Origin of the sequence: Allobranchiibius huperziae (assembly GCF_013410455.1) — a bacterium.
Taxonomy (GTDB): domain Bacteria; phylum Actinomycetota; class Actinomycetes; order Actinomycetales; family Dermatophilaceae; genus Allobranchiibius; species Allobranchiibius huperziae.
Map to the genome: position 1 here is coordinate 1,142,839 of NZ_JACCFW010000001.1, position 24,109 is coordinate 1,166,947.

At 70.8% G+C, this 24,109-nt stretch carries 27 protein-coding genes and 3 pseudogenes; 23 read left to right on the forward strand and 7 right to left on the reverse strand.

Annotation, left to right across the window (positions count from 1 at the left end):
- The first annotated feature begins 105 nt into the window (after window positions 1-105).
- From HNR15_RS05430 to HNR15_RS05455, 6 genes are all read left to right on the forward strand, one after another.
- A complete protein-coding gene (locus HNR15_RS05430) occupies window positions 106-1,170 on the forward strand; it encodes a CapA family protein (RefSeq protein ID WP_179479771.1) in 1,065 nt (354 codons plus the stop codon).
- Complete coding sequence (locus tag HNR15_RS05435; RefSeq protein WP_179479773.1) at window positions 1,167-2,153, forward strand: 2-dehydropantoate 2-reductase; 987 nt, start codon at window positions 1,167-1,169, stop codon at window positions 2,151-2,153. Before HNR15_RS05430 ends, HNR15_RS05435 begins: the two co-directional genes overlap by 4 nt.
- Before the next feature lie 159 nt (window positions 2,154-2,312).
- On the forward strand, window positions 2,313-2,813 hold the full coding sequence (gene rpsP / locus HNR15_RS05440) for a 30S ribosomal protein S16 (RefSeq protein WP_179479775.1): 501 nt from the start codon (window positions 2,313-2,315) through the stop codon (window positions 2,811-2,813).
- 5 nt (window positions 2,814-2,818) lie between these two features.
- Complete coding sequence (locus HNR15_RS05445; RefSeq protein WP_179479777.1) at window positions 2,819-3,061, forward strand: RNA-binding protein; 243 nt, start codon at window positions 2,819-2,821, stop codon at window positions 3,059-3,061.
- A 91-nt stretch (window positions 3,062-3,152) separates the two neighbouring features.
- Window positions 3,153-4,358 carry an MFS transporter gene (locus HNR15_RS05450; RefSeq protein ID WP_179479779.1) on the forward strand — a complete coding sequence of 402 codons (1,206 nt, stop codon included), beginning with the start codon at window positions 3,153-3,155 and terminating at the stop codon, window positions 4,356-4,358.
- Between the two features lie 12 nt (window positions 4,359-4,370).
- Complete coding sequence (locus HNR15_RS05455) at window positions 4,371-4,844, forward strand: DUF2752 domain-containing protein (protein WP_179479781.1); 474 nt, start codon at window positions 4,371-4,373, stop codon at window positions 4,842-4,844.
- Between the two features lie 84 nt (window positions 4,845-4,928).
- Here the strand turns inward: HNR15_RS05455 and HNR15_RS05460 are convergent, their stop codons facing one another.
- Complete coding sequence (locus HNR15_RS05460; RefSeq protein ID WP_179479783.1) at window positions 4,929-5,255, reverse strand: DUF4190 domain-containing protein; 327 nt, start codon at window positions 5,253-5,255, stop codon at window positions 4,929-4,931.
- A 133-nt stretch (window positions 5,256-5,388) separates the two neighbouring features.
- On the opposite strand from HNR15_RS05460, the gene rimM reads away from it, so the two are divergent.
- From rimM to HNR15_RS05495, 7 genes are all read left to right on the forward strand, one after another.
- Window positions 5,389-5,895 (forward strand): ribosome maturation factor RimM, encoded by a 507-nt coding sequence (rimM, locus tag HNR15_RS05465; protein WP_179479785.1) that lies wholly within the window; start codon window positions 5,389-5,391, stop codon window positions 5,893-5,895.
- 3 nt (window positions 5,896-5,898) lie between these two features.
- The gene (gene trmD, locus HNR15_RS05470; protein WP_179479787.1) at window positions 5,899-7,059 is read left to right on the forward strand and encodes a tRNA (guanosine(37)-N1)-methyltransferase TrmD; all 1,161 of its coding nucleotides are present in this window, start codon (window positions 5,899-5,901) and stop codon (window positions 7,057-7,059) included.
- Window positions 7,060-7,260: 201 nt separating this feature from the next.
- Window positions 7,261-7,632: a 50S ribosomal protein L19 gene (rplS, locus tag HNR15_RS05475; RefSeq protein ID WP_179479789.1), complete on the forward strand. Its 372-nt coding sequence runs from the start codon at window positions 7,261-7,263 to the stop codon at window positions 7,630-7,632.
- 146 nt (window positions 7,633-7,778) lie between these two features.
- Window positions 7,779-8,873 carry a signal peptidase I gene (lepB, locus tag HNR15_RS05480; RefSeq protein ID WP_343048430.1) on the forward strand — a complete coding sequence of 365 codons (1,095 nt, stop codon included), beginning with the start codon at window positions 7,779-7,781 and terminating at the stop codon, window positions 8,871-8,873.
- A gap of 7 nt (window positions 8,874-8,880) precedes the next feature.
- Window positions 8,881-9,696, forward strand: coding sequence for a signal peptidase I (gene lepB, locus HNR15_RS05485; RefSeq protein WP_179479791.1), 816 nt, complete (start codon window positions 8,881-8,883; stop codon window positions 9,694-9,696).
- 4 nt (window positions 9,697-9,700) lie between these two features.
- Complete coding sequence (locus HNR15_RS05490) at window positions 9,701-10,507, forward strand: ribonuclease HII (protein ID WP_179479792.1); 807 nt, start codon at window positions 9,701-9,703, stop codon at window positions 10,505-10,507.
- Window positions 10,504-10,809: a DUF2469 domain-containing protein gene (locus HNR15_RS05495; protein ID WP_179479794.1), complete on the forward strand. Its 306-nt coding sequence runs from the start codon at window positions 10,504-10,506 to the stop codon at window positions 10,807-10,809. The genes HNR15_RS05490 and HNR15_RS05495 overlap by 4 nt, the downstream gene beginning before the upstream one ends.
- Before the next feature lie 144 nt (window positions 10,810-10,953).
- Here HNR15_RS05495 and HNR15_RS17915 read toward each other — a convergent pair whose 3' ends face one another.
- On the reverse strand, window positions 10,954-11,574 hold the full coding sequence (locus HNR15_RS17915) for an esterase-like activity of phytase family protein (RefSeq protein ID WP_218883563.1): 621 nt from the start codon (window positions 11,572-11,574) through the stop codon (window positions 10,954-10,956).
- Between the two features lie 23 nt (window positions 11,575-11,597).
- Window positions 11,598-11,804 (reverse strand): annotated as a pseudogene (locus tag HNR15_RS18970) (esterase-like activity of phytase family protein); the annotation flags it as partial.
- On the opposite strand from HNR15_RS18970, the gene HNR15_RS17920 reads away from it, so the two are divergent.
- The 6 genes and pseudogenes from HNR15_RS17920 (at window position 11,728) to HNR15_RS05520 (ending at window position 16,212) form a co-directional block, all read left to right on the forward strand.
- Entirely contained in the window at window positions 11,728-11,901 is a 174-nt protein-coding gene (locus tag HNR15_RS17920; RefSeq protein WP_218884445.1) for a hypothetical protein, read from the forward strand. The pseudogene HNR15_RS18970 and the gene HNR15_RS17920 sit on opposite strands and share 77 nt — an antisense overlap.
- A 357-nt stretch (window positions 11,902-12,258) precedes the next feature.
- Window positions 12,259-12,648 carry a YraN family protein gene (locus HNR15_RS05505; protein WP_179479796.1) on the forward strand — a complete coding sequence of 130 codons (390 nt, stop codon included), beginning with the start codon at window positions 12,259-12,261 and terminating at the stop codon, window positions 12,646-12,648.
- Window positions 12,645-14,164: pseudogene (locus HNR15_RS05510) on the forward strand (YifB family Mg chelatase-like AAA ATPase). Before HNR15_RS05505 ends, HNR15_RS05510 begins: the two are co-directional and overlap by 4 nt.
- 65 nt (window positions 14,165-14,229) lie before the next feature.
- Window positions 14,230-15,012: pseudogene (dprA, locus tag HNR15_RS05515) on the forward strand (DNA-processing protein DprA); the annotation flags it as partial.
- A gap of 114 nt (window positions 15,013-15,126) precedes the next feature.
- The gene (locus tag HNR15_RS18975; RefSeq protein WP_370639713.1) at window positions 15,127-15,264 is read left to right on the forward strand and encodes a DprA-like winged helix domain-containing protein; all 138 of its coding nucleotides are present in this window, start codon (window positions 15,127-15,129) and stop codon (window positions 15,262-15,264) included.
- A 9-nt stretch (window positions 15,265-15,273) separates the two neighbouring features.
- Window positions 15,274-16,212: a tyrosine recombinase gene (locus tag HNR15_RS05520; RefSeq protein ID WP_179479798.1), complete on the forward strand. Its 939-nt coding sequence runs from the start codon at window positions 15,274-15,276 to the stop codon at window positions 16,210-16,212.
- A gap of 4 nt (window positions 16,213-16,216) precedes the next feature.
- On the opposite strand, the gene HNR15_RS18780 is transcribed toward HNR15_RS05520, so the two are convergent.
- Window positions 16,217-17,194, reverse strand: a complete 978-nt coding sequence (locus HNR15_RS18780; RefSeq protein ID WP_179479800.1) for an NBR1-Ig-like domain-containing protein — start codon at window positions 17,192-17,194, stop codon at window positions 16,217-16,219.
- A 194-nt stretch (window positions 17,195-17,388) separates the two neighbouring features.
- On the opposite strand from HNR15_RS18780, the gene HNR15_RS05530 reads away from it, so the two are divergent.
- Both HNR15_RS05530 and HNR15_RS05535 read left to right on the forward strand, forming a co-directional pair.
- Complete coding sequence (locus tag HNR15_RS05530; protein WP_179479802.1) at window positions 17,389-18,246, forward strand: C40 family peptidase; 858 nt, start codon at window positions 17,389-17,391, stop codon at window positions 18,244-18,246.
- Window positions 18,247-18,320: 74 nt separating this feature from the next.
- Window positions 18,321-19,106, forward strand: a complete 786-nt coding sequence (locus HNR15_RS05535; RefSeq protein WP_179479804.1) for an SH3 domain-containing protein — start codon at window positions 18,321-18,323, stop codon at window positions 19,104-19,106.
- A 72-nt stretch (window positions 19,107-19,178) separates the two neighbouring features.
- On the opposite strand, the gene HNR15_RS05540 is transcribed toward HNR15_RS05535, so the two are convergent.
- The 3 genes from HNR15_RS05540 to HNR15_RS05550 form a co-directional block, all read right to left on the reverse strand.
- The gene (locus tag HNR15_RS05540) at window positions 19,179-19,667 is read right to left on the reverse strand and encodes a M23 family metallopeptidase (protein ID WP_179479806.1); all 489 of its coding nucleotides are present in this window, start codon (window positions 19,665-19,667) and stop codon (window positions 19,179-19,181) included.
- An 85-nt stretch (window positions 19,668-19,752) separates the two neighbouring features.
- The gene (locus tag HNR15_RS05545; protein WP_179479808.1) at window positions 19,753-20,649 is read right to left on the reverse strand and encodes an SMP-30/gluconolactonase/LRE family protein; all 897 of its coding nucleotides are present in this window, start codon (window positions 20,647-20,649) and stop codon (window positions 19,753-19,755) included.
- Window positions 20,650-20,668: 19 nt separating this feature from the next.
- Entirely contained in the window at window positions 20,669-21,859 is a 1,191-nt protein-coding gene (locus HNR15_RS05550; RefSeq protein WP_246305888.1) for a pyridoxal phosphate-dependent aminotransferase, read from the reverse strand.
- A 281-nt stretch (window positions 21,860-22,140) separates the two neighbouring features.
- Here HNR15_RS05550 and rpsB point away from each other — a divergent pair, with 281 nt between their 5' ends.
- Window positions 22,141-23,121 carry a 30S ribosomal protein S2 gene (rpsB, locus tag HNR15_RS05555; RefSeq protein ID WP_179479810.1) on the forward strand — a complete coding sequence of 327 codons (981 nt, stop codon included), beginning with the start codon at window positions 22,141-22,143 and terminating at the stop codon, window positions 23,119-23,121.
- Window positions 23,122-23,178: 57 nt separating this feature from the next.
- Entirely contained in the window at window positions 23,179-24,006 is an 828-nt protein-coding gene (tsf, locus tag HNR15_RS05560; protein ID WP_179479811.1) for a translation elongation factor Ts, read from the forward strand.
- Window positions 24,007-24,109: the final 103 nt, after the last annotated feature.

Here is a 24,109-nt window from a genome sequence, read left to right on the forward strand (position 1 = left end):
GTGGTCGCCGCGACGGCGATGGTCGCTCTGTGCGGCTGCAGCCCATCGCCCCACGCGCGTCCGTCATCGACCCCGTCCTCCGGTACGAGCGCCGGCGGTTCGAGCGTGAGCGCCTCGAGCGCCCGCTCTCGCACGCCGAGCGTCACGGTGAGCGGGAGCGGCGACATCCTGCTGCACTCGCCGCTGTGGCGGGAGGCCGCGGCGTACGCGAATGCCGCGGGTCGCACCGGCTACGACTTCGATCCCATGTTCGCGCAGGTCAAGAGCGCCATCAGCGCCGCGGACATCGCGATCTGCCATCAGGAGACCCCGATCTCCTCCACCGATGCGGATCTGAGCGCCCCGGGTTCGACGTCCTTCAACGTGCCGCGGGAGATCGCCGGCACCTTGAAGCGGGCCGGGTACGACGGGTGTGACGCGGCGTCCAACCACACCATGGACAGGGGAGTGGCGGGTATCGTGTCGACCCGTCGGCAACTGCAGGCGGCGGGGCTGAAGGTCGCGGGGCCGACGGGCGCGCCGGGGCCGCTGGGCATTCCGGCGATGTACGAGGCGAAGGGCGTCAAGGTCGCCGATCTGGCGTTCACCTACACGCTGCCCAACTCCGCGACGCCCACCACGCACGTGCCGTCCGACGCGCCCTGGCTGAAGGCCTATCTGTGGCCGGCCATCGGAGCCTCCGCGATCATCGCCGACGCCCGGGCCGCCAAGAAGGCGGGCGCCGACATCGTGATCGTCAACATCCACTGGGGCAAGGAGGGGGTGCAGCACCCCACGCCGGCCCAGACCACGCTGGCGGGCCAGCTGCTCGCGTCGCCGTACGTGGACGCGATCTTCGGCACCCATGCGCACGTCGTGCAGCCGTGCACCACGATCCACGGCAAGTACGTCTTCTACGGTCTCGGCAATTTCATCTCCAACCAGGGTCCGACCCGCGGCGGGGGCCAGACGGACTCCAACCAGGACGGCGTGCTCGCGCAGATCACCTTCACCGAGACCGCCTCGGGCACCTGGAGCCAGCGGGCGCGCTACCAGCCGACCCATGTCGACGACGCGGACAAGCACACCGTCCGGCTGTCGACGCCGCAGTCGGACCCCGCGTCGTGGGGCCGCACCAGGCAGGCGATGAACGCGCTGGGCTCCTGCCCCGCGGTCGCGGCGGGCTCATGAGGGTGTGCGTCGTCGGTGCCGGCGCCATCGGCGGCACCCTCGCTGCGGCGTTCGCCCGCGGCGGCGCGCAGGTCTCCCTGCTCGCGCGTGGCGTCACGCTCGCTGCCCTCGCCCGTGACGGTCTGGTGCTCGATCACGACGGCGCCACCGAACGCCATCCCCTCCCGGTGAGTTCGGACCCGGCCGACCTCGGCCCCCAGGATCTGGTGGTCCTGGCGGTCAAGGCGCCCTCCCTGCCGGCCGTCGCCACCTCGGTCGCCGCCCTGCTCGGCGACCACACCAGGGTGCTGACCGCGATGAACGGACTGCCCTGGTGGTTCCTGGACGGGGGATTCGGCGGCCCGGTCTCCGGCCGCACCCTGCGCAGTGTGGACCCCGAAGGTGCGCTCACCCGCGCGTTCCCGAGCGAGCGCGTCATCGGCTCCGTCGTGCACCTCGGCGCCAGTACGCCGGCGCCGGGGGTGGTGCGGTGGGAGACCGGTGACGGCCTCGTGCTGGGCGATCCTGCGGGCGGCGCCGATGAAGTGACGCAGAGCGTGGCGGGCGTGCTGGGCAGCGGTGGCCTGTCGGTGACGACGTCACAGCAGATCCAACGCGACGTCTGGTGGAAGCTGTGGGGCAACATGACCATGAACCCGGTCAGCCTGCTCACGACCGGCACGATGGACACGATCCTCGACGACGATCTGGTGATGGAGCTGGTCGACGCCGTCATGTTCGAGGCCAAGGCCCTCGGTGCGACGCTCGGGATCCCGATGGACCAGGACCCTGCTGACCGGCACCGGATCACCCGGCGGCTCGGAGCGTTCCGCACCTCGATGCTGCAGGACCTGGACGCCGGACGACCGGTGGAGCTCGATGCGCTGCTCGGCGCCGTCGTCGAGCTGGGGGAGCTGACCGGTGCGCCGCTGCCGACCGCCCGCATGCTCTTCGGGCTGGCGCGCAGCAGAGCGCGCGTGTCGGGGCTCTATCCGGCGTCGTGACGATTTCGGCGCGGCGCGGCGTTCTGGCAGACTGATCGGCGTACCCGCGTGCGGCCGGCCCTCCCTGTGCCCGCGCGCCTACCCCGAGCATCGGCTCCCCGTGTGTTCCCCACCCGGTCTCGCCGCGCTCACCAATGAGATACAGGAGACACCACCAACGTGGCCGTCAAGATTCGTTTGAAGCGACTCGGCAAGATTCGCACCCCCCAGTACCGCGTCGTCGTCATGGACTCGCGCACCAAGCGCGATGGCCGGGCGATCGAGGAGATCGGGAAGTACCACCCCAAGGAAGACCCCAGCCTGATCGAGATCGACTCCGAGCGCGCGCAGTACTGGCTCGGAGTCGGCGCGCAGCCCACCGAGCAAGTGCGTGCGCTCCTCGGCGTGACCGGTGACTGGCAGAAGTTCAAGGGCGAGCCGGGTGCCGAGGGCACGCTGCGCGTCAAGGAAGCCCCGCGCGACAAGAAGGCCGCGTACGAGGCCGCCTTGGCCGCCGCCCAGAACGCGTCCGACGACGCGGGCAAGGGCAGCGCGACCACCACCCGTAAGAAGGCCGCCGCGGCTCCCGCCGACGACGCGCCCGCCGCGGAGAAGTCGGACAAGGCGGAGAAGGCTGACGCCAAGGCCGCGGACGACACCGCCGCCCCCTCGGAGAGCTGAGCACCTTGCTCGAAGAGGCGCTGGAACACCTGGTCAAGGGCATCGTCGACCACGATGACGACGTCGTGGTCCAGCACAAGGACGGCCGCCGGGGCGAGATGCTCGAGGTGCGCGTGCACCCCGACGATCTCGGCCGGGTGATCGGACGCTCCGGTCGCACCGCGTCCGCGCTGCGCACCGTCGTGGGCGCTCTCGCGAGCGGCCGCAACATCCGCGTGGACATCGTCGACACCGACCAGGTGCGCTGACCGGCTCGACAGCACTCCAGCGACGCCAGGTGGCCCGGGAACATCCCGGACACCTGGCGTCGTCGTTTTCCCACCTCGAAGGAACCCGCTCATGCACTCCGTACGCCGCCCGGCTCTCGGGAGCTCCTCCGCTCTGGCAGGAGTGCTCGTGGCCTTCGTCGCCAACGGATTCGGGTACGGCGCCGTCGGCGCGCTGACCCCGGCGCTGCGCGAGCAGCTGCACACCGACGCGCTCAGCATCGGCGTGCTGCTGATGGTGCTGGGGCTCGCCGCGATCGTCGGTATCAACCTGGGCGGGCGTCTGTCCGACGCGCACGGCGCGCTGCGCCCGATGCAGGCCGGCACCCTGGCGATGGCCCTCGGCCTGCTGCTGCTCCCGTGGGCGGGATCGGTGTGGACCGCCTGCGTGGCCGGGGTCCTGCTCGGCGTGGGCAACGGAGCGCTCGACGTGTCGATGAACGCGCTCGCGGTGCAGGTCGAGCAGCACCGCGAGCGTCCCGTCATGAGCCGGTTGCACGCCTTCTTCTCCGTCGGCACGCTCGCGGTGTCACTGCTCGTACTGCTGCTCGGTCGCGCGCACTTGTCGGGTGGCCACCTGGTGCTGGCCGCGATGACGGTCGTGGGCATCACGTTGCTGGTCAGCCTGGTCTTCCAGGAGCGACTCTCCGCGCAGTCCCAGATCGTCGGACACGCCGACGCGCACGGTGCGCGCTCCGCCATCCCGCGCGCCGCCTGGCTGCTTGGCCTCATGGCGATCTGCTTCGCGGTCGCTGAGGGCACGGCCATGGACTGGTCGGCGTACGACGTGAAATCGATTGCCAGCGTGTCTGATTCAACCGCAGCACTCGGCGTGGTCGCGGTCTCGGCGACCATGGTCACCATCCGGCTGTGCGGTGACGCGGCCGTGCACCTGATCGGACGACGTGCCGTCGTGCGGTTCGGCGCCGCCGTCGCCGCGGCGGGATACCTGATCGCCGTCATCGCGTCGCCGCTGTGGCTGCTGCTGCTCGGGTGGGCCGTGGTCGGCCTGGGCATGGGTCTGGTCGCCCCGCAGGTCTACGGATCCGCGGGCAACCTGGCGGGCGGTCGCGGGCTGTCCGTCGTGGTGTCGATGGGATACGCCGCGGGGCTGCTCGGCCCCGGGGTCATCGGCAGCCTGGTGCACGCGTTCGGCATCGCCGACGCGTTGATCGTCCCGCTCGTGCTCGCGGCCGCGCTGTCCGCGCTGAGTGTCGTGATGCCCGACGTGCGCCGAGATGCCGAGCCCGAACCGGCTCCGGTGGCGAGCGGCACCTGAGACACTGACGGCATGACCCAGCTCGGAGCAGCGCCCGCGCAGTCGTCGACGACCTACGACGCCGCATCGCGCGATGCCACGTCGCCATGGCGTCGGGTGCGTCCGCTCGCGGTCGGCGGACTGCTCGTGGGCGTCGCCACCGTGGCACTGCACTTCCGGGATCCGCACCAGCACGGGTCGTGGGGGATGTGCCCGCTCTATGCGCTCACGGGCATCTACTGCCCGGGGTGCGGGGGTCTGCGCGCCGTCAACGACCTCACCAACGGCAACCTGCGGGCCGCGCTCTCCAGCAATGTCTTCGTGGTGCTGCTCATGCCCGTCGTCGTGGGGTGGTGGCTCACCGCGCTGCGCAACCGCTGGCGCGGTGTGCCCGGCGCGCCGTTCGCACGGCAGCACGCCACGGTCCTGACCTACGTGATCGGCGCCGTCGCGGTGATCTTCATGATCGTGCGCAACACGCCCTGGGGCTCGGCACTGGCTCCCTGACAACCGCACCGGGTTTCGCATGAAGCACAGGAACGGCGGGCACCGGGAGAACCCGGTGCCCGCCGTTCGGGAAAGATCGTGTGCTCAGTGCGCGAATCGCACGATGGCGATGACGACGCCGAGAATCAGGGAGATGATGCCGACGATGATGGCGGCGGTTGCCATCCCCTCGCCCTCCTGGCGGCCGCCGGAGGCCCTGATCTCGTTCCGAGCCAGGACCCCAAGCACGATGCCTACGATGGAGAGAACGCCGCAGCAGAGGAAGCCGACGATGCTGCAGATCAGGCCGATCAGGGCCTTCTGATTACGCTGAGGCTGCACCGGGCCGCCGCCGAGGTCGCCCTGCTGGAAACCGCCGCCCTGGCCGTAGTCGCCGGGCGGGGGCGGTGGCGCTGACTGGTCGTAACTCATGCTTCCTCCGAAAGAAGTGACGGTTGCCGGATGGCCGATCGTGCGCCGATCCAACCATGTACCAGACCGCTTGGGGCCGATAGCGGCAGACGGGTCGAGGCGGCGTCGAGCGGTAGCTGGGAGACTTCCCGGCATGGACGAGGTGATGGTGGCCCGCATCGGCCGCGCGAACGGGCTGAAGGGCGAGGTGACGGTCCAGCTGCACACCGACCGGCCGCAGGAGCGGTTCACCCCCGGTGCACGCTTTCGCACCGAGCCGTCGATCGGGGAGCTGACGGTGCGCTCGGCGCGCGTGCAGGGCACGACGTGGGTCCTCGGTTTCGAGCAGGTGCGTGATCGCACGGGCGCCGAAGGACTGCGTGACACCCGGCTCATGGCCGCGCCGGACGAGGACGAGGACGACGGCTGGTACGAGGACGATCTGGTCGACCTGATCGTCTACGACGTCGACGGCACTCTCGTGGGGGCGGTCGTCGCGCTGCTGCAGCGCCCGGCACAGGACCTGCTGCAGATCGCGTTGGAGGGCGGCGGCATTGCGTACGTGCCGTTCGTCGAGCAGATCGTGCCCGTCGTCGACATCGAGGCCGGTCGGATCGAGATCGACCCGCCGCCCGGCCTGCTCGACCTCGGGCGGGACTGACCGGTGCGCATCGACGTCGTCTCGATCTTCCCCGACTATCTCGCCCCGCTGGACCTGTCGCTGATCGGCAAGGCGCGGCGCGACGGCCTGCTCGACATCCGGGTGCACGACCTGCGCGTTTTCACCCACGACCGGCACCGCACCGTCGACGACACGCCGTACGGCGGCGGCGCCGGCATGGTGATGAAGCCCGAGCCGTGGGGTGAGGCGTTGGACGCGCTGGCGACACAGGGTGATCCTCGGCCCGTCCTGATCGTGCCGGGGCCGGGTGGCGAGCCCCTCACCCAGCGCACCGCCCGTGAGCTCGCGGACCGGGAGTGGCTGGTCTTCGCGTGTGGTCGCTACGAGGGCATCGACGAGCGGGTCTACGAGCACGCCGCCGACCGGATGGACGTGCGCGTCGTCTCGCTCGGCGACTACGTGCTGAACGGCGGCGAGGTCGCCGCGCTCGCCATCATCGAAGCGGTCGCGCGGCTGCTGCCGGGCGTGATCGGCAACGCCGCGTCGCTCGATGAGGAGTCGCACGAGGACGGATTGCTCGAATACCCCGTCTACACCAAGCCCGCGCAGTGGCAGGGCCGTGCCGTGCCGGACGTCCTGCTCTCCGGCGACCACGGCGCGATCGCACGCTGGCGCCGCGAACAGCAGCTGCATCGCACCGCCCGTCGGCGCCCCGACCTGCTGCACGCCTCCGCTGCGGCGGATCCCGACGACCTGGCACTCGTGCCGGCCGGCCCGGGCGACGTGGGGGAGCTGCTCACCCTGACGCACGCCTGCTGGCTCACGACCGGCATCGAGAACGACACCCTGCAGATCCCCGCCCAGCACGAGACCTACGAGTCGCTGGCCGCCTCGCTGCAGATCACGTCGACCTACGTCGTGCGCTCCCACGGCCGGCTCGTCGCGTCGGCGAGGGGCAGGCTCGACGGTGACGCGTGGGAGATCGAGCGGGTCATGGTGGCGCCCGACCTGCGCGGACGGGGCCTCGGGCAATGGCTGCTGGAGCAGATCGAGGCGCAGGCGCCCGCCGAGGCGACGGCGTACAGCCTCTTCACCGGCGAACGCAGCCTCGGTCCGCTGCGGATGTACCGCAGGGCGGGATACCGGCGCGCCGGCCAGGGTCCGTTCGGGCGGACCGTGCGGCTGCGTAAGCCGCGCGCCTGATCCGCGCCGGTCCGGTGTGCTCGATTTCAGCCCTGGCGCCCCGGTCTGGCAGACTGTGCAGTCGCGTCGTGCACGCAAGCGGACCCCCGCCACAGGGGGACGTGACCCCGAGAACCTTCGGGGCATGTGGTCCGAGCAGCTCGACGCACTCCCCGTTCATCAACGGTGGCGACCTGTGGCGCCACGAGGAAGTAGCTCGTCATGCATAAGTTCGACGCGATCGACGCCCCCAGCCTCCGCAGCGACATCCCCGACTTCCGCGCCGGTGACAACGTCAAGGTGCACGTGAAGGTCATCGAGGGCACGCGCAGCCGCGTGCAGATCTTCCAGGGTGTCGTCATCGGCCGTCACGGCGGCGGCATCGGCGAGACCTTCACCGTCCGCAAGGTCAGCTTCGGCGTCGGCGTGGAGCGCAAGTTCCCGCTGCACACCCCGGTGATCGACCACATCGAGGTCGCTTCCCGCGGTGACGTGCGCCGCGCGAAGCTGTACTACCTGCGCGACCTGCGCGGCAAGGCCGCCAAGATCAAGGAGAAGCGCGACGTTCCTTCGGTCAAGCCCGTCAAGGCCTGAACCGCCCGAGTCATCGACTCAGCACGCACCGATGATGGCGCGATCCCCGCGGGGGTCGCGCCATCGTCGCGTTCGCCGCGACGCGCCGCCCCGCTGAGGTCGTCCCTGCACGGCCCCGTCCCATCTTCGTGGGGCACACTCTCGTGGTGACATCCGATCCCGGGGGCAGAGGACGCGGACCCAGACGGTGGTTGCGTCCGGGTACCCACGCCTGGAAGCTGCCGGCCGGCGCCACCCGCCCACAGAAGGTGCTGGGCCCGTTGCCGAGCCCCGCGCAGCGCTCCACCGACGGCTCCGACACGACGGACGCGACGCGGGTCGGTCCCGCCCAGGACCCCGCCGACAGCCCCACCCTTCCCCAGCGCAGGCTCGGGCCGCTCCCGAAGTCTGCGTCTCCCGTCGCCGCCGACCCGGCCGACGAGCCCACCATCGGTCTGCGGCTGCACCGGCCTCCCCAGCCCGGCCCGGAACCGACCGCTGACGCCACCGCGACGCAGGCTCCGCGAAGGGACGTCCCGGTCCCAGCGGCGACGGAGGAGCCGGTGCAGGAACCGGCCCCCGCCGCGCCGCCGCGTCGTACGCAGCGCTGGCTCGTCGCGATCCGCGAACTCGTGCTGGTCGTGGTCATCGCCATGCTGCTGTCGTTCGTCATCAAGACCTTCCTGCTGCAGCCCTTCTGGATCCCTTCGGAGTCGATGGAGCCGGCGCTGGTGCCCGGGGACCGTGTCGTGGTCAGCAAGCTCACACCGGGACCGTTCGACCTGCACCGCGGAGACGTCGTGGTCTTCGACGATCCCGACAACTGGCTCGGCGACGAGGGGAGCGCTCCCAATCCCGGCCCGGTGCAGAAGCTGCTCGAATTCGTCGGTCTCTACCCCGCGGGGGACAACCACCTCATCAAGCGGGTGATCGGGATGCCCGGTGACCATGTGACGTGCTGCGACAGCGCCGGCAAGATCACCATCAACGGCGTCGCGATCACCGAGCCGTACCTGGCGGCGGGCACCAAGCCCAGCCTCACCCGATTCGACATCACCGTCCCGGCGGGCAGGATCTGGGTGATGGGTGACAACCGCGGCGACTCGGGGGACTCGCGCTATCACGACGACGGGTCGGGCGCGACCGGGTCGGTGCCGATCAAAGACGTCACCGGGCGGGCCGATGCAGTGGTCTGGCCCCTCGACCGCATAACCTGGCTCGGCAACTACTCCGCGACCTTCGCGAAGGTTCCTTCCCATTGACGGACGTATGACTGACGACTCCCGCAACCGCCCCCCATCGGGCGCCTCCTCCGACGCATCGGCGCACCGCGCCGCATCGGACACCCCCGACGACCGCCCGGCACCGGGCGAGGTACCAGCCACCGCCGAGCACCCCCGACCTCATCACCGGTGGGTGTTCCTGCGCGAACTGGCCATCGTCGTCGTCATCGCGCTCGCCCTGTCCTTCCTGGTGAAGACCTTCCTGGTGCAGCCGTTCTCGATCCCGTCGCCCTCGATGGAGAACACCCTCATCACCGGCGACCGGATCCTGGTCAGCAAGTTCACCCCGCAGCACTCGGCGCTGCACCGCGGCGACGTGGTGGTCTTCTCCAAACCGAACACCTGGGGTCCGGACGAGTCGAATCCCGGCCCGGTCAAGCGGATCGTCAAGGACGCCCTGATCGGCGTCGGGGTGCTGCCCGGGGGGCCGGACCACCTGGTCAAGCGGGTCATCGGACTGCCCGGGGACCACATCGTGTGCTGCAACTCCAAGGACCAGATCACCATCAACGGGTACGCGATCACCGAGAAGTACCTGCCGCCGGGTGAGAAGTCCGACGACGGGCCCGACGCCCGGTTCGACATCACGGTGCCCGCCGGGAAGGTGTGGGTGCTCGGCGACAACCGGGCCGACTCCGCCGACTCGCGTGTGCACAATCTGGACGGCAAGGGCGTCGACGGGACGGTGCCGGTCTCCGACATCACCGGTCAGGTCGTCGCCATCGCCTGGCCGATCAGCCGTATCGGCGGATTGCCGACGTACGGCTCGGTCTTCGCCGATGTGCCCAAGCCGAGACCATGACGCCATGACACCCGCTCGACCGAGCCTGCGCGTGGAACGTGCGTTGCAGCGCGAGGGCCACCGGTTGCTCTGCGGCATGGATGAGGTCGGTCGCGGTGCCCTCGCCGGGCCGGTCTCGGTGGGCGCGGTCGTCATCGACGAGCACTGCCCGACCGCGCCCCAAGGGGTGCGCGACTCAAAGCTGCTCACTCCCGCTGCGCGCGAACGGCTGGTGCCCCGGCTGCGTCGGTGGGCGGTGGCGTACGCCGTCGGCCACGCCAGTGCCGCCGAGATCGACCGCATCGGCATCATGGCCGCGCTGCGCCTCGCCGGCCGACGTGCCCTGGCGATGCTCGACGTGCAGCCCGACCTGGTGATCCTGGACGGCAACCACGACTGGCTGTCGGACCGCGAGGCGGCACCGGTGCTGCTGTCCGTCGAGCAGGTGGCCGGGGCCCAGCCGGATCTGACGGCGGCCGGAGCGGACGGTGTCGGCCGCCCGATCCCGCCGGTCACCACGATGATCAAGGCCGATATGAAGTGCTCGTCGGTGGCTGCGGCCAGCGTGCTGGCGAAGGTCGAGCGTGATGCGATGCTGCGCGACTTCCACGAGGCGTATCCGCATTTCAACTGGGCCGGCAACAAGGGATATTCGGCGCCCGACCATCTGGCAGCCATCGAGTTGCACGGGCCGTGCGAGCTGCATCGGCGCAGCTGGCGACCGTTCGGCGGTATGGGCGAGGGCGCCGATGGCGCAATCGTCCGCGCGTCCGCCGGCGCCGCGGATACGGTCGAAGAGGGTGCACCGGACGCGATGAAGGAGTGGGCGTGAGCGCGGAGGACCTGGAGAAGTACGAGACGGAGCAGGAGCTCGCGCTCTACCGCGAATACCGTGACGTGGTGGGCTTGTTCAGCCATGTCGTGGAGACCGAGCGCCGGTTCTACCTGTGCAACGAGGTCGACGTCCTCGTCCGCGGTGAGGGCGCCGAGGTGTTCTTCGACGTGCGGATGAGCGACGCCTGGGTCTGGGACGTCTACCGCCCCGCCCGGTTCGTCAAACAGGTGCGCGTCATCACCTTCAAGGACGTGAACGTGGAAGAGCTGCCGGCCCGCGAGATGGAGCTGCCCGACTGAGCGAAGCGAGGTCGGGCAGGTTCGGCTCGCCGGAGAGCGATACCGAGATGGAGCTGCCCGACTGAGCGAAGCGAGGTCGGGCAGGTTCGGCTCGCCGGAGAGCGATACCGAGATGGAGCTGCCCGACTGAGCTGCCGAACTGCGTCAGTGTGGGGGAAGGGCGGCCTGCAGGCGCAGCAGCCGGGTGGTCTGGGTGGCGCTGAAGTTGTCGTCGGAGATGAGCAGCACCTGCGCATCGCGACCGTGCCGCGCCTCGATCGTCATGCCCTCGTAGTTGTCCATCAGCGGGTTGGTCTGGGGCTCCTTCGCGGTGGCCCCGAGGCTCGGGCACGCGGTCACGTTCGACACCAGTGTCTTGGGCAGCACCGCGTGCGGAGAGTTCCCGAGGTCGCCGATCGCGCTGACGTCGCGGGCGTGGCGGGTGTGCACGGCGTACAGCTCGATCGCGTTGCCGGTCGCGGGCTCGTACGCGGCCTCCATCACCAGCAGCCCGTCGCGACCGTAGGCGGCGACCTCGGAGATCCGCATTCCCGGATCGACGTGGTAACCGAGCTGCCGCGTGAGTGCGTAGCCGTGACGGCCCTTCGTGTAGACCAGGATCCGGCGGTAACCGGCATCGCCTGTGGATGAGACGTCGCCGCTGAGGGTGCCTTCCATCGCGGCGTAGATCGTGGCCCCGTCGGGGGAGATCGACAGGCCTTCGAGGGTGGCGTTCGGCGTCGCCTCGCCGATCGGCGGCACGTGCAGGCGCGCGGGGACGGGCAATTGCGCACCTCGCGGCCCGAACGGTCGAAGACGCGGATCGACGGCTCCACCTCGGAGCTGACGAGGTAGTCGCCGTTCGGCAGCACCGCGAGCCCCTCGGCGTCGAAGTCGGCACCGGTGTACGGCGTCCCGTCGGCCTGCGTCAGGGTGAGGGTGCCGGTCACCTGGGGGTGCGCGGCATCGCGGAAGAACCACATCCGGGACGCCTGGTCACCGGAGTGGTCCTCGATCGCGGCGTACGCGTGGCGGCGGGCGTCGTACGTCAGCGCCGACAGCCCGCCCACCTCGGCGCCCAGGGTGTTCAACTTGTCGAGGGCGTCGCTGTAGCCGACCGCGCGGGCGCGCGGCGGGCAGTCGTAGACCGGCCGGTGCCCGTGGCCGTGTCGCTCCGCGCTCGCGGCCTGTGCGGTGGACGCGAGGGGGCCGGTGACGAAGGCGGCGGCCAGGGTGGCGGTGCAGATGGTGGCGGCATGAGTGATGCGACGAGCGTTCATCGGGGGTCCTCGCGACTCGGGAACGGTCCGGTCCAGTCCGTCCGACGGTAGCGGCGCGACGGCATGTCGTCACGGGAGCCCGTGCTCGTCCACATCCCCCTCCGCTGTCGCAGCCCGTCCACAGCCGCGATGACGGCGGCTGCCGACCCTGGCGCTCCCACGCCAGGGTCGGTGGCGGAGGTGATGAGGGATGAAGAGTTCGGGACCAGCACATCGGGTCGATCCGCGTCATGCGCTCGGGCGCGCGGGTGAGGACTACGCCGTGGACTATCTGCGGTCGCAGGGCATGGTGGTGGTCGAGCGCAACTGGCGGTGCCGCGAAGGTGAGTTGGATGTGATCGCCTTCGACGAGGCGCACGACACTCTCGTCATCGTCGAGGTGAAGACCCGCCGCACCACGACGTTCGGATCACCGGTCGAGGCGGTCACCCGGCTGAAGGCCGCGCGACTGCGGCATCTCGCGCACGCCTGGTTGCGCGAGCACCCGGTCGGTGTGGCAGCGGTGCGCATCGACGTCGTCGGCATTCTGGTCCGGCCGCACAGTGCACCGGTCGTCGAGCACGTCCGGGACGTCTGGTGAGCCTCGGGCGGACCCGCAGCGTCACGCTGCGAGGGATCGACGGGACGGTGGTCGACGTGGAGGCCAACGCGTCGCAGGGCCTGCCCGCGTTCACGATCACCGGGATGCCGGACGCCGCCTGCCGGCAGTCGCCGGAGCGCATTCGCGCGGCCTGCGGCAACAGCGAGCTGGAGCTGCCCTCGGGCCGCATCACGGTCAACCTCTCGCCGGCCGCCCTGCCGAAACACGGATCCGGCTTCGACCTGGCGATCGCCGTGGCCGCGCTCGCGGCCACCGGCGCCGTCGACGGCGAGGTCGTGCGCGACATCGTCCACCTGGGCGAGCTCGCGCTCGACGGGTCGATCCGCCCGGTGCACGGTGTCCTGCCCGCGGTGCTCGCCGCGGTGGCGGCAGGGGTGACGCACGTCGTCGTCCCTGCGGCGAACGCCGCGGAGGCCGCCCTCGTGCCGGGTGTGCTCGTGACGCCGATGCGCACGCTTCCGGAGCTGGTCGCCCGCTACGACCTGGTCCGGAAGCGACGCCCGCTGCCCGACCTGCCGATCCACCTGCCGGCGGCCGCGGCCGCCCGAGCGCTTCCCGACCTGTGCGACGTCTCCGGGCAGGAGGAGGCGCGGCATGCGTTGGAGGTCGCGGCCGCCGGTGGGCACCACATGGCGATGATCGGCCCGCCCGGTGCGGGTAAGACGATGATCGCCGAGCGGCTGCCGGGCATCCTGCCGCCCCTCGAGCGTGCCGAGGCTCTGGAGGTCACCGCCATCCATTCGGTGCTCGGGGCGCTCGGCGCAGAGGTGCTGATCGAGCGGGCGCCGTTCGTCGCACCGCACCACGGTGCGTCGATGGCCGCGGTGATCGGCGGCGGGAGCGGCCCGATCAGGCCGGGCGCGGTCAGCCGCGCCCACCGCGGGGTGCTCTTCCTCGACGAGTCGCCCGAGTTCCGGCGCGACGTCCTCGACGCACTGCGGCAGCCGCTGGAAGCCGGGCGGGTGACGATCGCCCGCGCCGACCGGGTCGCCACCTACCCGGCACGGTTCCAACTCGTGCTGGCCGCGAACCCGTGCCCGTGCGGCAAGAACTTCGGCAAGGGCGGTGCGTGCAGCTGCTCGGTGCTGATGCGTCGCGGTTACCTGAACAAGCTGTCCGGTCCGTTGATGGACCGCGTCGACGTGCATCTGCAGGTCGCGCCGGTGACCCGCGCGAGCCTCGCCGGACCAGGTGGCGAGCCGAGCGCCGCCGCGTCGTACGTGCTCGCCAGCGGCAGGCACGTCGCTGGCACGGCTGCGGGTGGCTCATCAACGGAACGGCACCGGGGCCGGCGCTGCGGGGTCGTTGGCGCCTGCCGCGGGAGACCACCGCGGTGCTCGACCGCGCCCTGGAGAGCGGCACGCTGACCATGCGCGGCTACGACAGGTGCCTGCGTGTCGGGTGGACCCTGGCAGACCTGCAGGAGTCGGACGCGCCCGGCCCGGAGCATCTGCTGCGGGCCCTGGCCCTGCGCACCAGTGCGGCGGCGGCGTGAAGACCGCGAAGACACAGCCGGACGACCGGGCGGCCCGGGTGGCCCTGTGCAAGGTGGGGGAGCCGATGGACCCGACGATCGCCACCCTGGTCCAGGAGAGGGGGACGGTCGGCGCCTGGCGGGCGATCGCCACCAACGCCGACGGGGCCTACGACCGATTCGCCGCCCGCGTGTCCGACCTCGATCTGGCCCGGGTCCTGCACGCGGCCGACCGCCTCGGCATCAGGGTGCTGGTGCCCGGCGACCCGGGGTGGCCGCGCGGGCTGGATGATCTGGAGTTGGCGCCGCTGTGCCTGTGGGTGCGCGGCTGCGTCGATCTGGCCGCCGTCCTCGCGCGCAGCGTCTCGGTGGTCGGTGCGCGGCTCGCGACGGCATACGGCGAGTCGGTCGCCGGCGAGATCGCTCACGATCTGGCCGTGCGCCGCTTCGCCGTCGTGTCCGGCGGCGCGTACGGCATCGACACCGCCGCCCACCGCGGCGCACTGGCCGGTGACGGCGTGACGATCGCGGCCATGGCGGGCGGCGTGGACCGGCTCTATCCGGCCGGCAATCACGATCTCCTCGAGGAGATCGCCCGCACCGGTGCCGTGGTGTCCGAGTGCCCGCCGGGCGCGTCACCGCAGCGTCACCGCTTCCTGGCACGCAACCGCCTGATCGCGGCGATGACGCCGGGCACCGTGGTGGTCGAGGCGGGCATCCGGTCCGGCTCGCTCAACACGGCGCGGAACGCCGAGCGGCTGCACCGGGTCGTGGCCGCGGTGCCGGGACCGGTGACCTCGACGGCGAGCGTCGGCACGAACGAACTCATCCGGCAGGGGATCGCGTCGCTGGTGACCGACGCGGCCGAGTGTGCGGAACTCTTCGGAGAGCTCGGCGCGGACCTCGCGCCACGGGTCGAGGGGGCGCCGGCGGTCGGAGACGACCTGCCCGAGGTGCCACGTCGCGTGCTGGAGGCGTTGCCGGTGCGCAGATCCTCGACGGTCGACCAGTTGACGCGATCCGCCGGGTTGTCCGTGGGTGACGTGCTCGGCGGACTGGGGGCACTGGAGATGCGCGGGCTGGCGGCGCGCTCCCCGGACGGGTGGCGACGCGCGGGCTAGCGTGGCCGGGTGACGAGCGACGCATCGGACGTGAGCACGGCACCCAGCGAGGTGCTGGAATCCCTGCCGGCCTTCGAGCGCCACCTGCGGTTCGAGAAGGGCCGCTCGGAACACACCGTCCGCGCCTACCTGACCGATCTGCACGGCCTGGCCGACTTCCTCTCGAACGCCGGCGTCACGGCGCTCGCCGACATCGGGTTGGCGGATCTGCGGTCCTGGCTCGCCGAGCAGGACCGGGCGGGCGCGGCGCGCACGAGCATCGCCCGCCGCGCCGCCGCGGCGCGGGGCTTCTTCCGCTGGGCCCGGCGCACGGGCCGGATCGAGGTGGATCCGGCGCTGCGCCTCGTCTCACCCGCCCGCGGCCATCATCTACCGGCCGTCCTGCGTCGCCAGGAGGCGGACGAGCTCCTGACGCTGGCCGGTACGGCGGCCGATGACAGCGACCCGGTGCGGGTGCGTGACCACGCGATGCTCGAGTTGCTCTACGCCAGCGGGATCCGGGTCGGCGAGCTGGTCGGGCTCGACGTCGACGACGTCGACCTGTCGACGGGGGTGGTCCGCGTGATTGGTAAGGGAGACAAGGAGCGCACGGTCCCGTTCGGGGTGCCGGCGGCCGACGCGATGCACCGGTGGATCTCCCACCGGCCCACGCTGGTGACCCCGGCTTCCGGGGCCGCGATGTTCCTCGGCCGCCGCGGCGGTCGGGTCGACCCGCGCACCGTGCGCACCAGCCTCACCGCCCTGGTGCGGGAGATGCCGCAGGCCCCGGCGCTCGGACCGCACGGCCTGCGGCACAGCGCCGCCACACACCTGCTCGAAGGCGGCGCCGACCTGAGGATGGTGCAGGAGCTGCTGGGTCACGCCAGCCTGTCGACCACCCAGATCTACACCCACGTGTCCGTGGAACGGTTGCGGGCGTCGTACACCCAGGCCCACCCGAGGGCCTGAGAGGTCAGTTCACGACGTACACGTAGAAGTAGACGGGACGATTGCCCGGGAACGTACGTCGTCCCTGAGCGTCCAGCATCTCGAACTTCACGTAACAGGTCCGAGCCGTCGACGGTGCGGTCACCGCGATGGAGACGACGGCGGAGTGTCCGGGTGCGGTGGAGGGGACCACGGCGCGCTTCGGTGTCCGACAGTCCGTGGCGCCCTGGGGCGGACCCATCCGCGAGAGCGAGCGACCGGTCCACGTGACCGACCCGACGTTGTCCAGGCGCCACTCCTTGGTGAACTTCTGCCCCACCTTCACCGTTGCGCAGTCCGGATAGGAGATGTCCGCACCGAACGTCGAGGAGTCCCCGGGGGTGACCGGCGACATCGGCGACGCTGCTGCCTTCGAGACCACGCATCCGGACGAGCTCCCGCCCGACTGGCCGGGGCCCGTCTGCCCCGCGGCCACCTGCGGAGCGGCCGTGAACGACGTTGTGGACGGGCTCGCGGAAGAGGAGCGCCTGCTCAGGGCGAGGAAGAGGCCGGCGACGGCGATCGCCGCCACCAGCACGATCGCGACGGGCACCCAGGTCGGCTCCCACCAGCGGTGGCGGGGGCGGTCCCCCGAGACCGCGGTGCCGGTCGTGTCGTCAGCCGGGGGTGCGCCCGCGGAGGCCGCAGACGTGGCGACGGGCTCGGAGGCGACGGGGGAGGTGCTCGGTGTGGCGGGCTCCGTCGACGGGTCGACCTGGCGCGCGGCCGCGTGCCAGCGTTCCTGCCACGGCGCGGGGTCGGCACCACACGCGAGAACGAACTGCTTGGTGGTGTCCCACGACGGGAATCGGTTGCCCGAGGCCGCCTCGTGCAACGTCGTATGCGAGATGCACCCGGAGGTCTCGGCCATCTTGCGGAACGAGGGACTGCCGACGGACTCCCGCAGCGCGGACAGCTCGTCGGCGAATCGTTGCACCGTCTGCTGACGGTCGTTGGTCGGCACGCTCGTGCTCCTCGGTCGTCGCGTCGTCCAACCGTCCCCCAACGGTTGCTCCCGCCGCAATGTAACGGCAGAACGTGTCTGTAAGACGGTGTCAGGTGTCGTCAGGTTCCGTCCACGGGTGCCGAACAGCCCGTCCTGCCTGCGAACTTCGTTGCCATGCCGCGCATCCGGCGCAGCGACGAAGGAGGCATCGCATGTCCATCCGCACCAGCACCAGAACACCGCTTCGGATCCTCACGGTGGCCGGCCTGACCGCCGCCATCGGGGTCACCACAGTCGGCCACGGGATGAGCGCCGACGCGGCCACCCGATCGTTCCCGGCGAAGGTGACGCTCAACGGGCGCCAGCACATCGGGGACAGCGCCAACGCCAAGGGCGCCGTCGTCGACAAGTACAAGGCCGGCCGCCAGGTGCCCGTCACCTGTCAGGCCGCTCACAAGGGAACGCTGTGGGACAGGACGACCGACAAGCTCTGGGTGCCGGACAAGTACCTCACCACCGGCACCGACGGCTACGTGTCCGGGATGTCCAAGTGCGCCCAGGACGACGGTTCGCTGGCGTCCAAGCGCTACGGCCGGATCGACGGCCCGCGCGGGCCGCAGGGCGGCACCCACGCACAGAAGGTCGACCGGGTCATCGCGGCCGCCACGTCCCAGACCGGCAAGGGCCTCACCTACTCCTGGGGTGCGGGCGGCAAGGGCGGCCCCGCGTACGGCGTCGGCACCTCCCCGAGCGGTTACCACGACTCGAACCGGTTCGGTTTCGACTGCTCCGGCTTCACCCTCTACGCGTTCTGGAAGGGCGCGGGCGTGGACGTCGGCTCCAACACCACGGCGCAGTACGCGCACGCGCACCGGGTCAAGCGATCCCAGATGCAGCGGGGCGACCTCGTCTTCTGGGGCAGCGGATCGAGCACCCACCACGTCGCCATCTACCTCGGCAAGGGACGGATTCTCGAGGCCGATGTGCCTCGCGACAGCCACAGCGTCCGCGAGGCCTCGCTGAGCGCACCGGGCTCGGACCTCATGCCGTACGTCGTCCGACCTGTGTGAAACCTGAACGCGACTCGCTGCGTCACATCACAACGTCAACCCCGAGAACCCAACCGTCACGAAGGAGCACGATCATGAGCACCACCATCACGAAGTACGCCACCCGAGCCGGAGCCGTCGCGGGCATCGGCGCCGCCGGCCTGCTGGCCCTCAGCGGAGCTGCCTCCGCCGCGGGTCACGCGGGGACCGTCCACACCCACGGGTCTGCGTTGACGGCACGCGCGTCGGCGTCGACCTCGGCGCGCAGCACCGGCAGCTACGCCAACGGTGCCAAGGTGACGATCTCCTGCCAGACCAACGGATCGAAGGTCACGGGGATCTACGGCACCAGCACGCTGTGGGACAAGGTCGGCAAGGGCTATGTCTCCGACACGTACGTCAAGACCGGTAGCGACGGCCGGGTCGCGCCGCAGTGCGGCAAGACCCCCGCCCCGCCGACGTCCACCAAGGGCTGCTCGACCAAGGGTCTCAACGACCCGCACTCGTGTGGTGCCGCGGTGGCGTGGGCCAAGGCCCACCTCGGCCGGAGCAGCTCGGACTACGCCCACCGGTGCGACCACGTCGTGGCCCTCGCCTACGGATTCGGCGCGAGCGGCTCGCAGTCCGCCAACTCGCACTGGGCGGCCATCCCGGGCAAGTACAAGCACAGCGGTGACACCACGGTCCCCGCGGGCGGCCTGGCGTTCTTCCACAGCAGCAGCTTCGGGCACGTGATGATCTCGCTCGGCGGCGGCAAGTTCGCCTCGAACGACATCCACGGCAACGGCACCTACACCACGACGACGATCGCCGAGATCAAGAGCAAGTGGGGCGAGCACTACGTCGGGTGGGCGCAGCCCTGGTTCCAGGCGAACCACTGACAGATCGAACGGCAGCAGCGGGCCGGCACTCGTCCGACGACGGGTGCCGGTCCCGCGCGTGCGCGGGAATCGTCACGGTGTCAGCGGGACCAGGATCGGGACGAGAGCCCGCAGCAGGGTGAGCGGATCTCGGTAGACGTCCGGCGCGACGAGCAGCCCCCAGTGCAGACAGGCCCGCGGCGCGCAGTGGCTCTGCACCGCGGTGAGGGTGGCGATCTGCTGACCGGCACGCACCTGCGTCCCGACCGCGAGACCGCCGGTGACCGGCTCGTACGTCGTGTGCCACCCGTTCGGGTGCGCGACCGTGAGGACCCCGCGTCCGGCGACCGCCCCGCGGAAGAGCACCACTCCGTCACCGGCGGCGAGCACCGGCTGACCGGGGCGACCCAGCAGATCCACCCCGCGGTGCCCGGCCGCCCAGGGCTGCGGTGGCGCGTCGTACCCGCGCACGAGGCTCGGTCGCGGGTCGAGCGGCCAGACGTAGCCGGTGGTGGGAGCGGGCACCGCGGCGGGGCCGGCCAACAGTGACCACACGGTGGCGAGCACCAGCATCAGATCCATGGGCAGCAGCGTGGATGCGGAGCGCCTGAACGGTCATGGGCGACGCGGGCGCCTGTGGATCGCCAAGGGGATGTGGACGAGCCGACTAGGGGCGGCCGGCACGCGGCACCGACACGGTGACCGACTTGATCTGTGCCTCGCGGGCCGCGCTTCGGGCGTGTTCGTCGAAGTCCGGTGCGCACGACATGAAGAGCGTGGTGCCGTCGGACCCGCCCAGCATGCACGCGAACACCCCCGTGCCCGGGCGCACCTCGTCGAGGATCTCGCCGCCCTCGCGCACCCGGACGACGCGTCCGTGGCTGGCGTCCGCGATCCAGAGGCAGCCCTCGGCGTCGAGCCCGCACCCGTCGGGGACCACGACGCCCTGGGGTACGGCGGTCGCCAGGTCGCGCGCCGTCGGCAGTTCGCCGAACTTCGCCCAGTCCATGCGGGGCCCGAGCGACCCGTCGGCGGCGATGTCGAAGGCGGACACCCGGTTGCCGAAGGTCTCATCCACCAGCAGGAGGCCGTCGTCGGTGATGACGCTGCCGTTGGGAAACCACAGATCGTCGGCGACCTTCGTCACGGAGCCGTCCGGGTCGACCCGCAGCAGGGGAGCCGTCTCGATGTCGTCGCCGGACATCAGGTCGAAGCCGAAGTTGCCGACGTACGCCCGGCCCTGCCCGTCGACGACCATGTCGTTGGGGAGCCCGGCCACATGGCGCGCCAGGTCGGCGTGCTCCACGAGCGACCCGTCCCCGGTCCGGCGCAGGATCTTGGCGTCCTTCATCGAGACCACCAGCAGATCGCCGCCCGGCAGCCAGCCGAGCCCCGAGGGCTGGGCCGGCACGTCCGCCTCGACCCGCAGGTCGGAACCGTCCTCGGCGACCGAATACACCTGGTGCAGATAGAAGTCCACGAACCACAGCCGACCCTGGTGCCACCGCGGGCACTCGGTGTAGGACATCCCGGACAGCACCGTTCGCACCGCGTGATCGCTCATCGCTCGAACGTAGACCCGCTCAGTCCGCCAGGTGGGCCAGTCGCCGTACGCCCTCGGCCAGGACGTCGTCCTGCTTGCAGAACGCGAACCGCACGAGCGACGCAGCAGCGACCTCGGCGGCCGGGTCGGCGGGTCTGTCCATGAACGCGCTCACCGGCACGCCTGCCACCCCGACCTGCGTCGGCATGGCCCGGCACAACCGCAGCGCGTCGGGGTCGAAGCGGGCGAGGTCGGCGATGACGAAGTAGCCGCCCGCGGGCACGCTGACCGGCACGTCCAGCCGCCGCAGCCCCTCGACGAGCAGGTCGCGTCGACGTCGCATGGTGTCGCTCAGCTCGGCGAAGAAGCGGTCGGGCAGCCCGAGGCCGACGGCGATCGCCGGCTGGAACGGTCCACTGGCCACGAACGTGAGGAACTGCTTCACCGTGCGGACGGCCTGTACGAGTTGCGCCGGCCCGAGCACCCAACCGACCTTCCAGCCCGTGGTGGCGAAGGTCTTGCCGCCCGAGCCGATGGTGAGGGTGCGCTCGGCCATGCCCGGCAGCGTCGCGACCGGGATGTGCTCGCCGTCGTAGACCAGGTGCTCGTAGACCTCGTCGGTCACGACCACGGCGTCGTGCTCGCGGGCCAGAGACGCGATCAACTCCAGCTCGGAGCGGCTGAAGACCTTGCCCGTGGGGTTGTGCGGGGTGTTGAGCAGCACGAGCCGCGTCCGGTCCGAGAACGCCGCGCGCAACGCGTCCTCGTCGACCGCGAAGTCGGGGAAGGCGAGCGACGTCGTACGGCGTACGGCGCCCGCCAGAGCGATCGAGGCGGCGTAGGAGTCGTAGTAGGGCTCGAAGGTGACGACCTCGTCACCCGGCTCGCAGAGCGCGAGGATGGTGGCGGCGATGGCCTCCGTGGCCCCCGCGGTGACCAGGACCTCGGTGTCCGGGTCGACGTGCAGGTCGTAGAACCGTCGCTGGTGGGCGCTGATCGCCTGCCGCAGCACCGGCACACCGATGCCCGGCGGGTACTGGTTCTGGCCGGAGTCGATGGCACCCTTCGCCGCGTCCAGCACCTCCTGGGGGCCGTCCGCGTCGGGGAACCCCTGGCCGAGGTTCACCGCCGCCGCCGCGGCCGCGCGTTGGGTCATCTCGGCGAAGACGGTCTCGCCGAAACCGCGCATCCGGGCGACCAGGGGCGCGAGCGGCACCGGGGGAGCAGTCATCCCGCCATGCTAGGCGGGCCGATTCGCTCCACGGCCCGCGTGCGCCATACACTGGATCCACGGCCTTGGCGAGATCACCTCGGGTGATGTGGCGAGGGTCGAATTCGCGTGTCCACGTCCGGCGCCGCGCTTCCTCCGGGAGGTGCATACCGGGGCGCACCCGTCAGTCCGTCCGCACAGCACTTGCTGGGCGAGCGGTCCGGGTCGTCTGGACACCAGGTTCACCGGCGCACCCGTGTCGGTGGAAGACAACTGGAAACATACGACGAAAGGACTTCGGCATGGCCGTCGTCACAATGCGCCAGCTCCTCGAGAGCGGCGTCCACTTCGGGCACCAGACCCGCCGTTGGAACCCGAAGATGAAGCGCTTCATCATGACCGAGCGCAACGGCATCTACATCATCGACCTGCAGCAGTCGCTGACCTACCTCAACGAGGCTTACGACTTCGTCAAGCAGACCGTGGCGCACGGCGGCACGATCCTGTTCGTCGGCACCAAGAAGCAGGCCCAGGAGTCGGTCGCCGAGCAGGCCACCCGCGTGGGCATGCCCTACGTCAACCACCGCTGGCTGGGCGGCATGCTCACCAACTTCGGCACCGTCAGCAAGCGCCTCGCGCGGCTGAAGGAGCTCGAGGAGATCGACTACGACGACGTCGCCGGCTCCGGTCGCACCAAGAAGGAACTTCTGGTGATGAACCGCGAGAAGGTCAAGTTGGAGCGCACCCTCGGCGGTATCCGCGACATGGCCAAGGTCCCCTCGGCCGTCTGGATCGTGGACACCAAGAAGGAGCACCTGGCCGTCACCGAGGCCCGGAAGCTGAACATCCCGGTCATCGCGATCCTCGACACCAACTGCGACCCCGACGAGGTCGACTACAAGATCCCGGGCAACGACGACGCGATCCGCTCCGTCACGCTGCTGACCCGCGTGGTCGCCGACGCCGTCGCCGACGGTCTCATCACCCGTTCGCAGGGTCGCTCCGGCGAGGGCGAGGCTGCCGAGCCGATGGCCGAGTGGGAGCAGGAACTGCTGAACTCCCAGACCGCTGCCGCCGACACCGACACCGCTGCCGGTCCGTCGCAGACGGCCAAGGCCGCCGTGGAGACCGCCGACGCAGATGTCACCACCGGTGACGCCGCGGGTGTCGAGGCCGCCACGGCAGCTGCCGCTGCCGAGACCACCGCTGCGGCCGCTGCCGAGGCTCCGGCTGCCGAGGCCGCGTCCACCGAGGCACCGGCCGACGACACCGCGGGCGCCTGAGCGTTCGCTCGTCGTACCCACTTTTCATGACTCTTCGCGAAGGAGCGAGGCATAGCTATGGCGAATTACACCGCCGCTGACATCAAGGCGCTGCGCGAGTCGACCGGCGCCGGAATGCTCGACGTCAAGAAGGCGCTCGACGAGGCCGACGGCGACCAGGCCAAGGCGACCGACATCCTGCGGGTCAAGGGCCAGAAGGGCGTCTCCAAGCGTGAGGGCCGCACGACGGAGAACGGCCTCGTGGCCGCCTCCGCCGGTGACGGCGTCGGCACGCTCGTGGAACTGCTCTGCGAGACCGACTTCGTGGCCAAGAGCGCGAAGTTCGGCGACCTCGCGGACGCCGTGCTGAAGGTCGCGGTCTCCTCGGGCGCCGCGGACGCGGAGAGCCTGCTGGTGGCGACCGGCGAGGACGGCAAGACCGTCAAGGAGTTGCTGGACGACGCCAACGCCACCATCGGCGAGAAGATCGAGATCAAGCGGGTGGCCCGTGTCGAGGCCCCCGTCGTGGCCGCGTACCTGCACAAGACCAGCCCCGACCTGCCTGCGCAGATCGGTGTCCTGGTCGGTGCGAGCGGTAGCGAGCAGACCGCCCGCGACGTCGCGATGCACGTCGCGGCGTTCAGCCCGACGGTGCTGCACCGCGACGACGTCGACGAGGAGACCGTGGCCAACGAGCGCCGCGTCGCCGAGGCGACGGCCCGCGAGGAGGGCAAGCCCGAGCAGGCCCTGCAGCGGATCATCGAGGGACGGGTCAACGGCTATTTCAAGGAGAACGTGCTGCACGACCAGCCGTTCGCCAAGGAGCCGAAGAAGACCGTCGCGAAGGTAGCCGACGAGGCGGGCGTGCAGATCGTCAACTTCGTCCGCTTCAAGGTCGGGGTCTGACGAAACACGCAGCGCAGCGTGTGCCGAGCGTAGCGAGGCGCGCCCGCAGCGAAGTGTGAGGAAGACGCCGAGAAGGCTCGTGGTCTTCCTCACCGCACCTGAT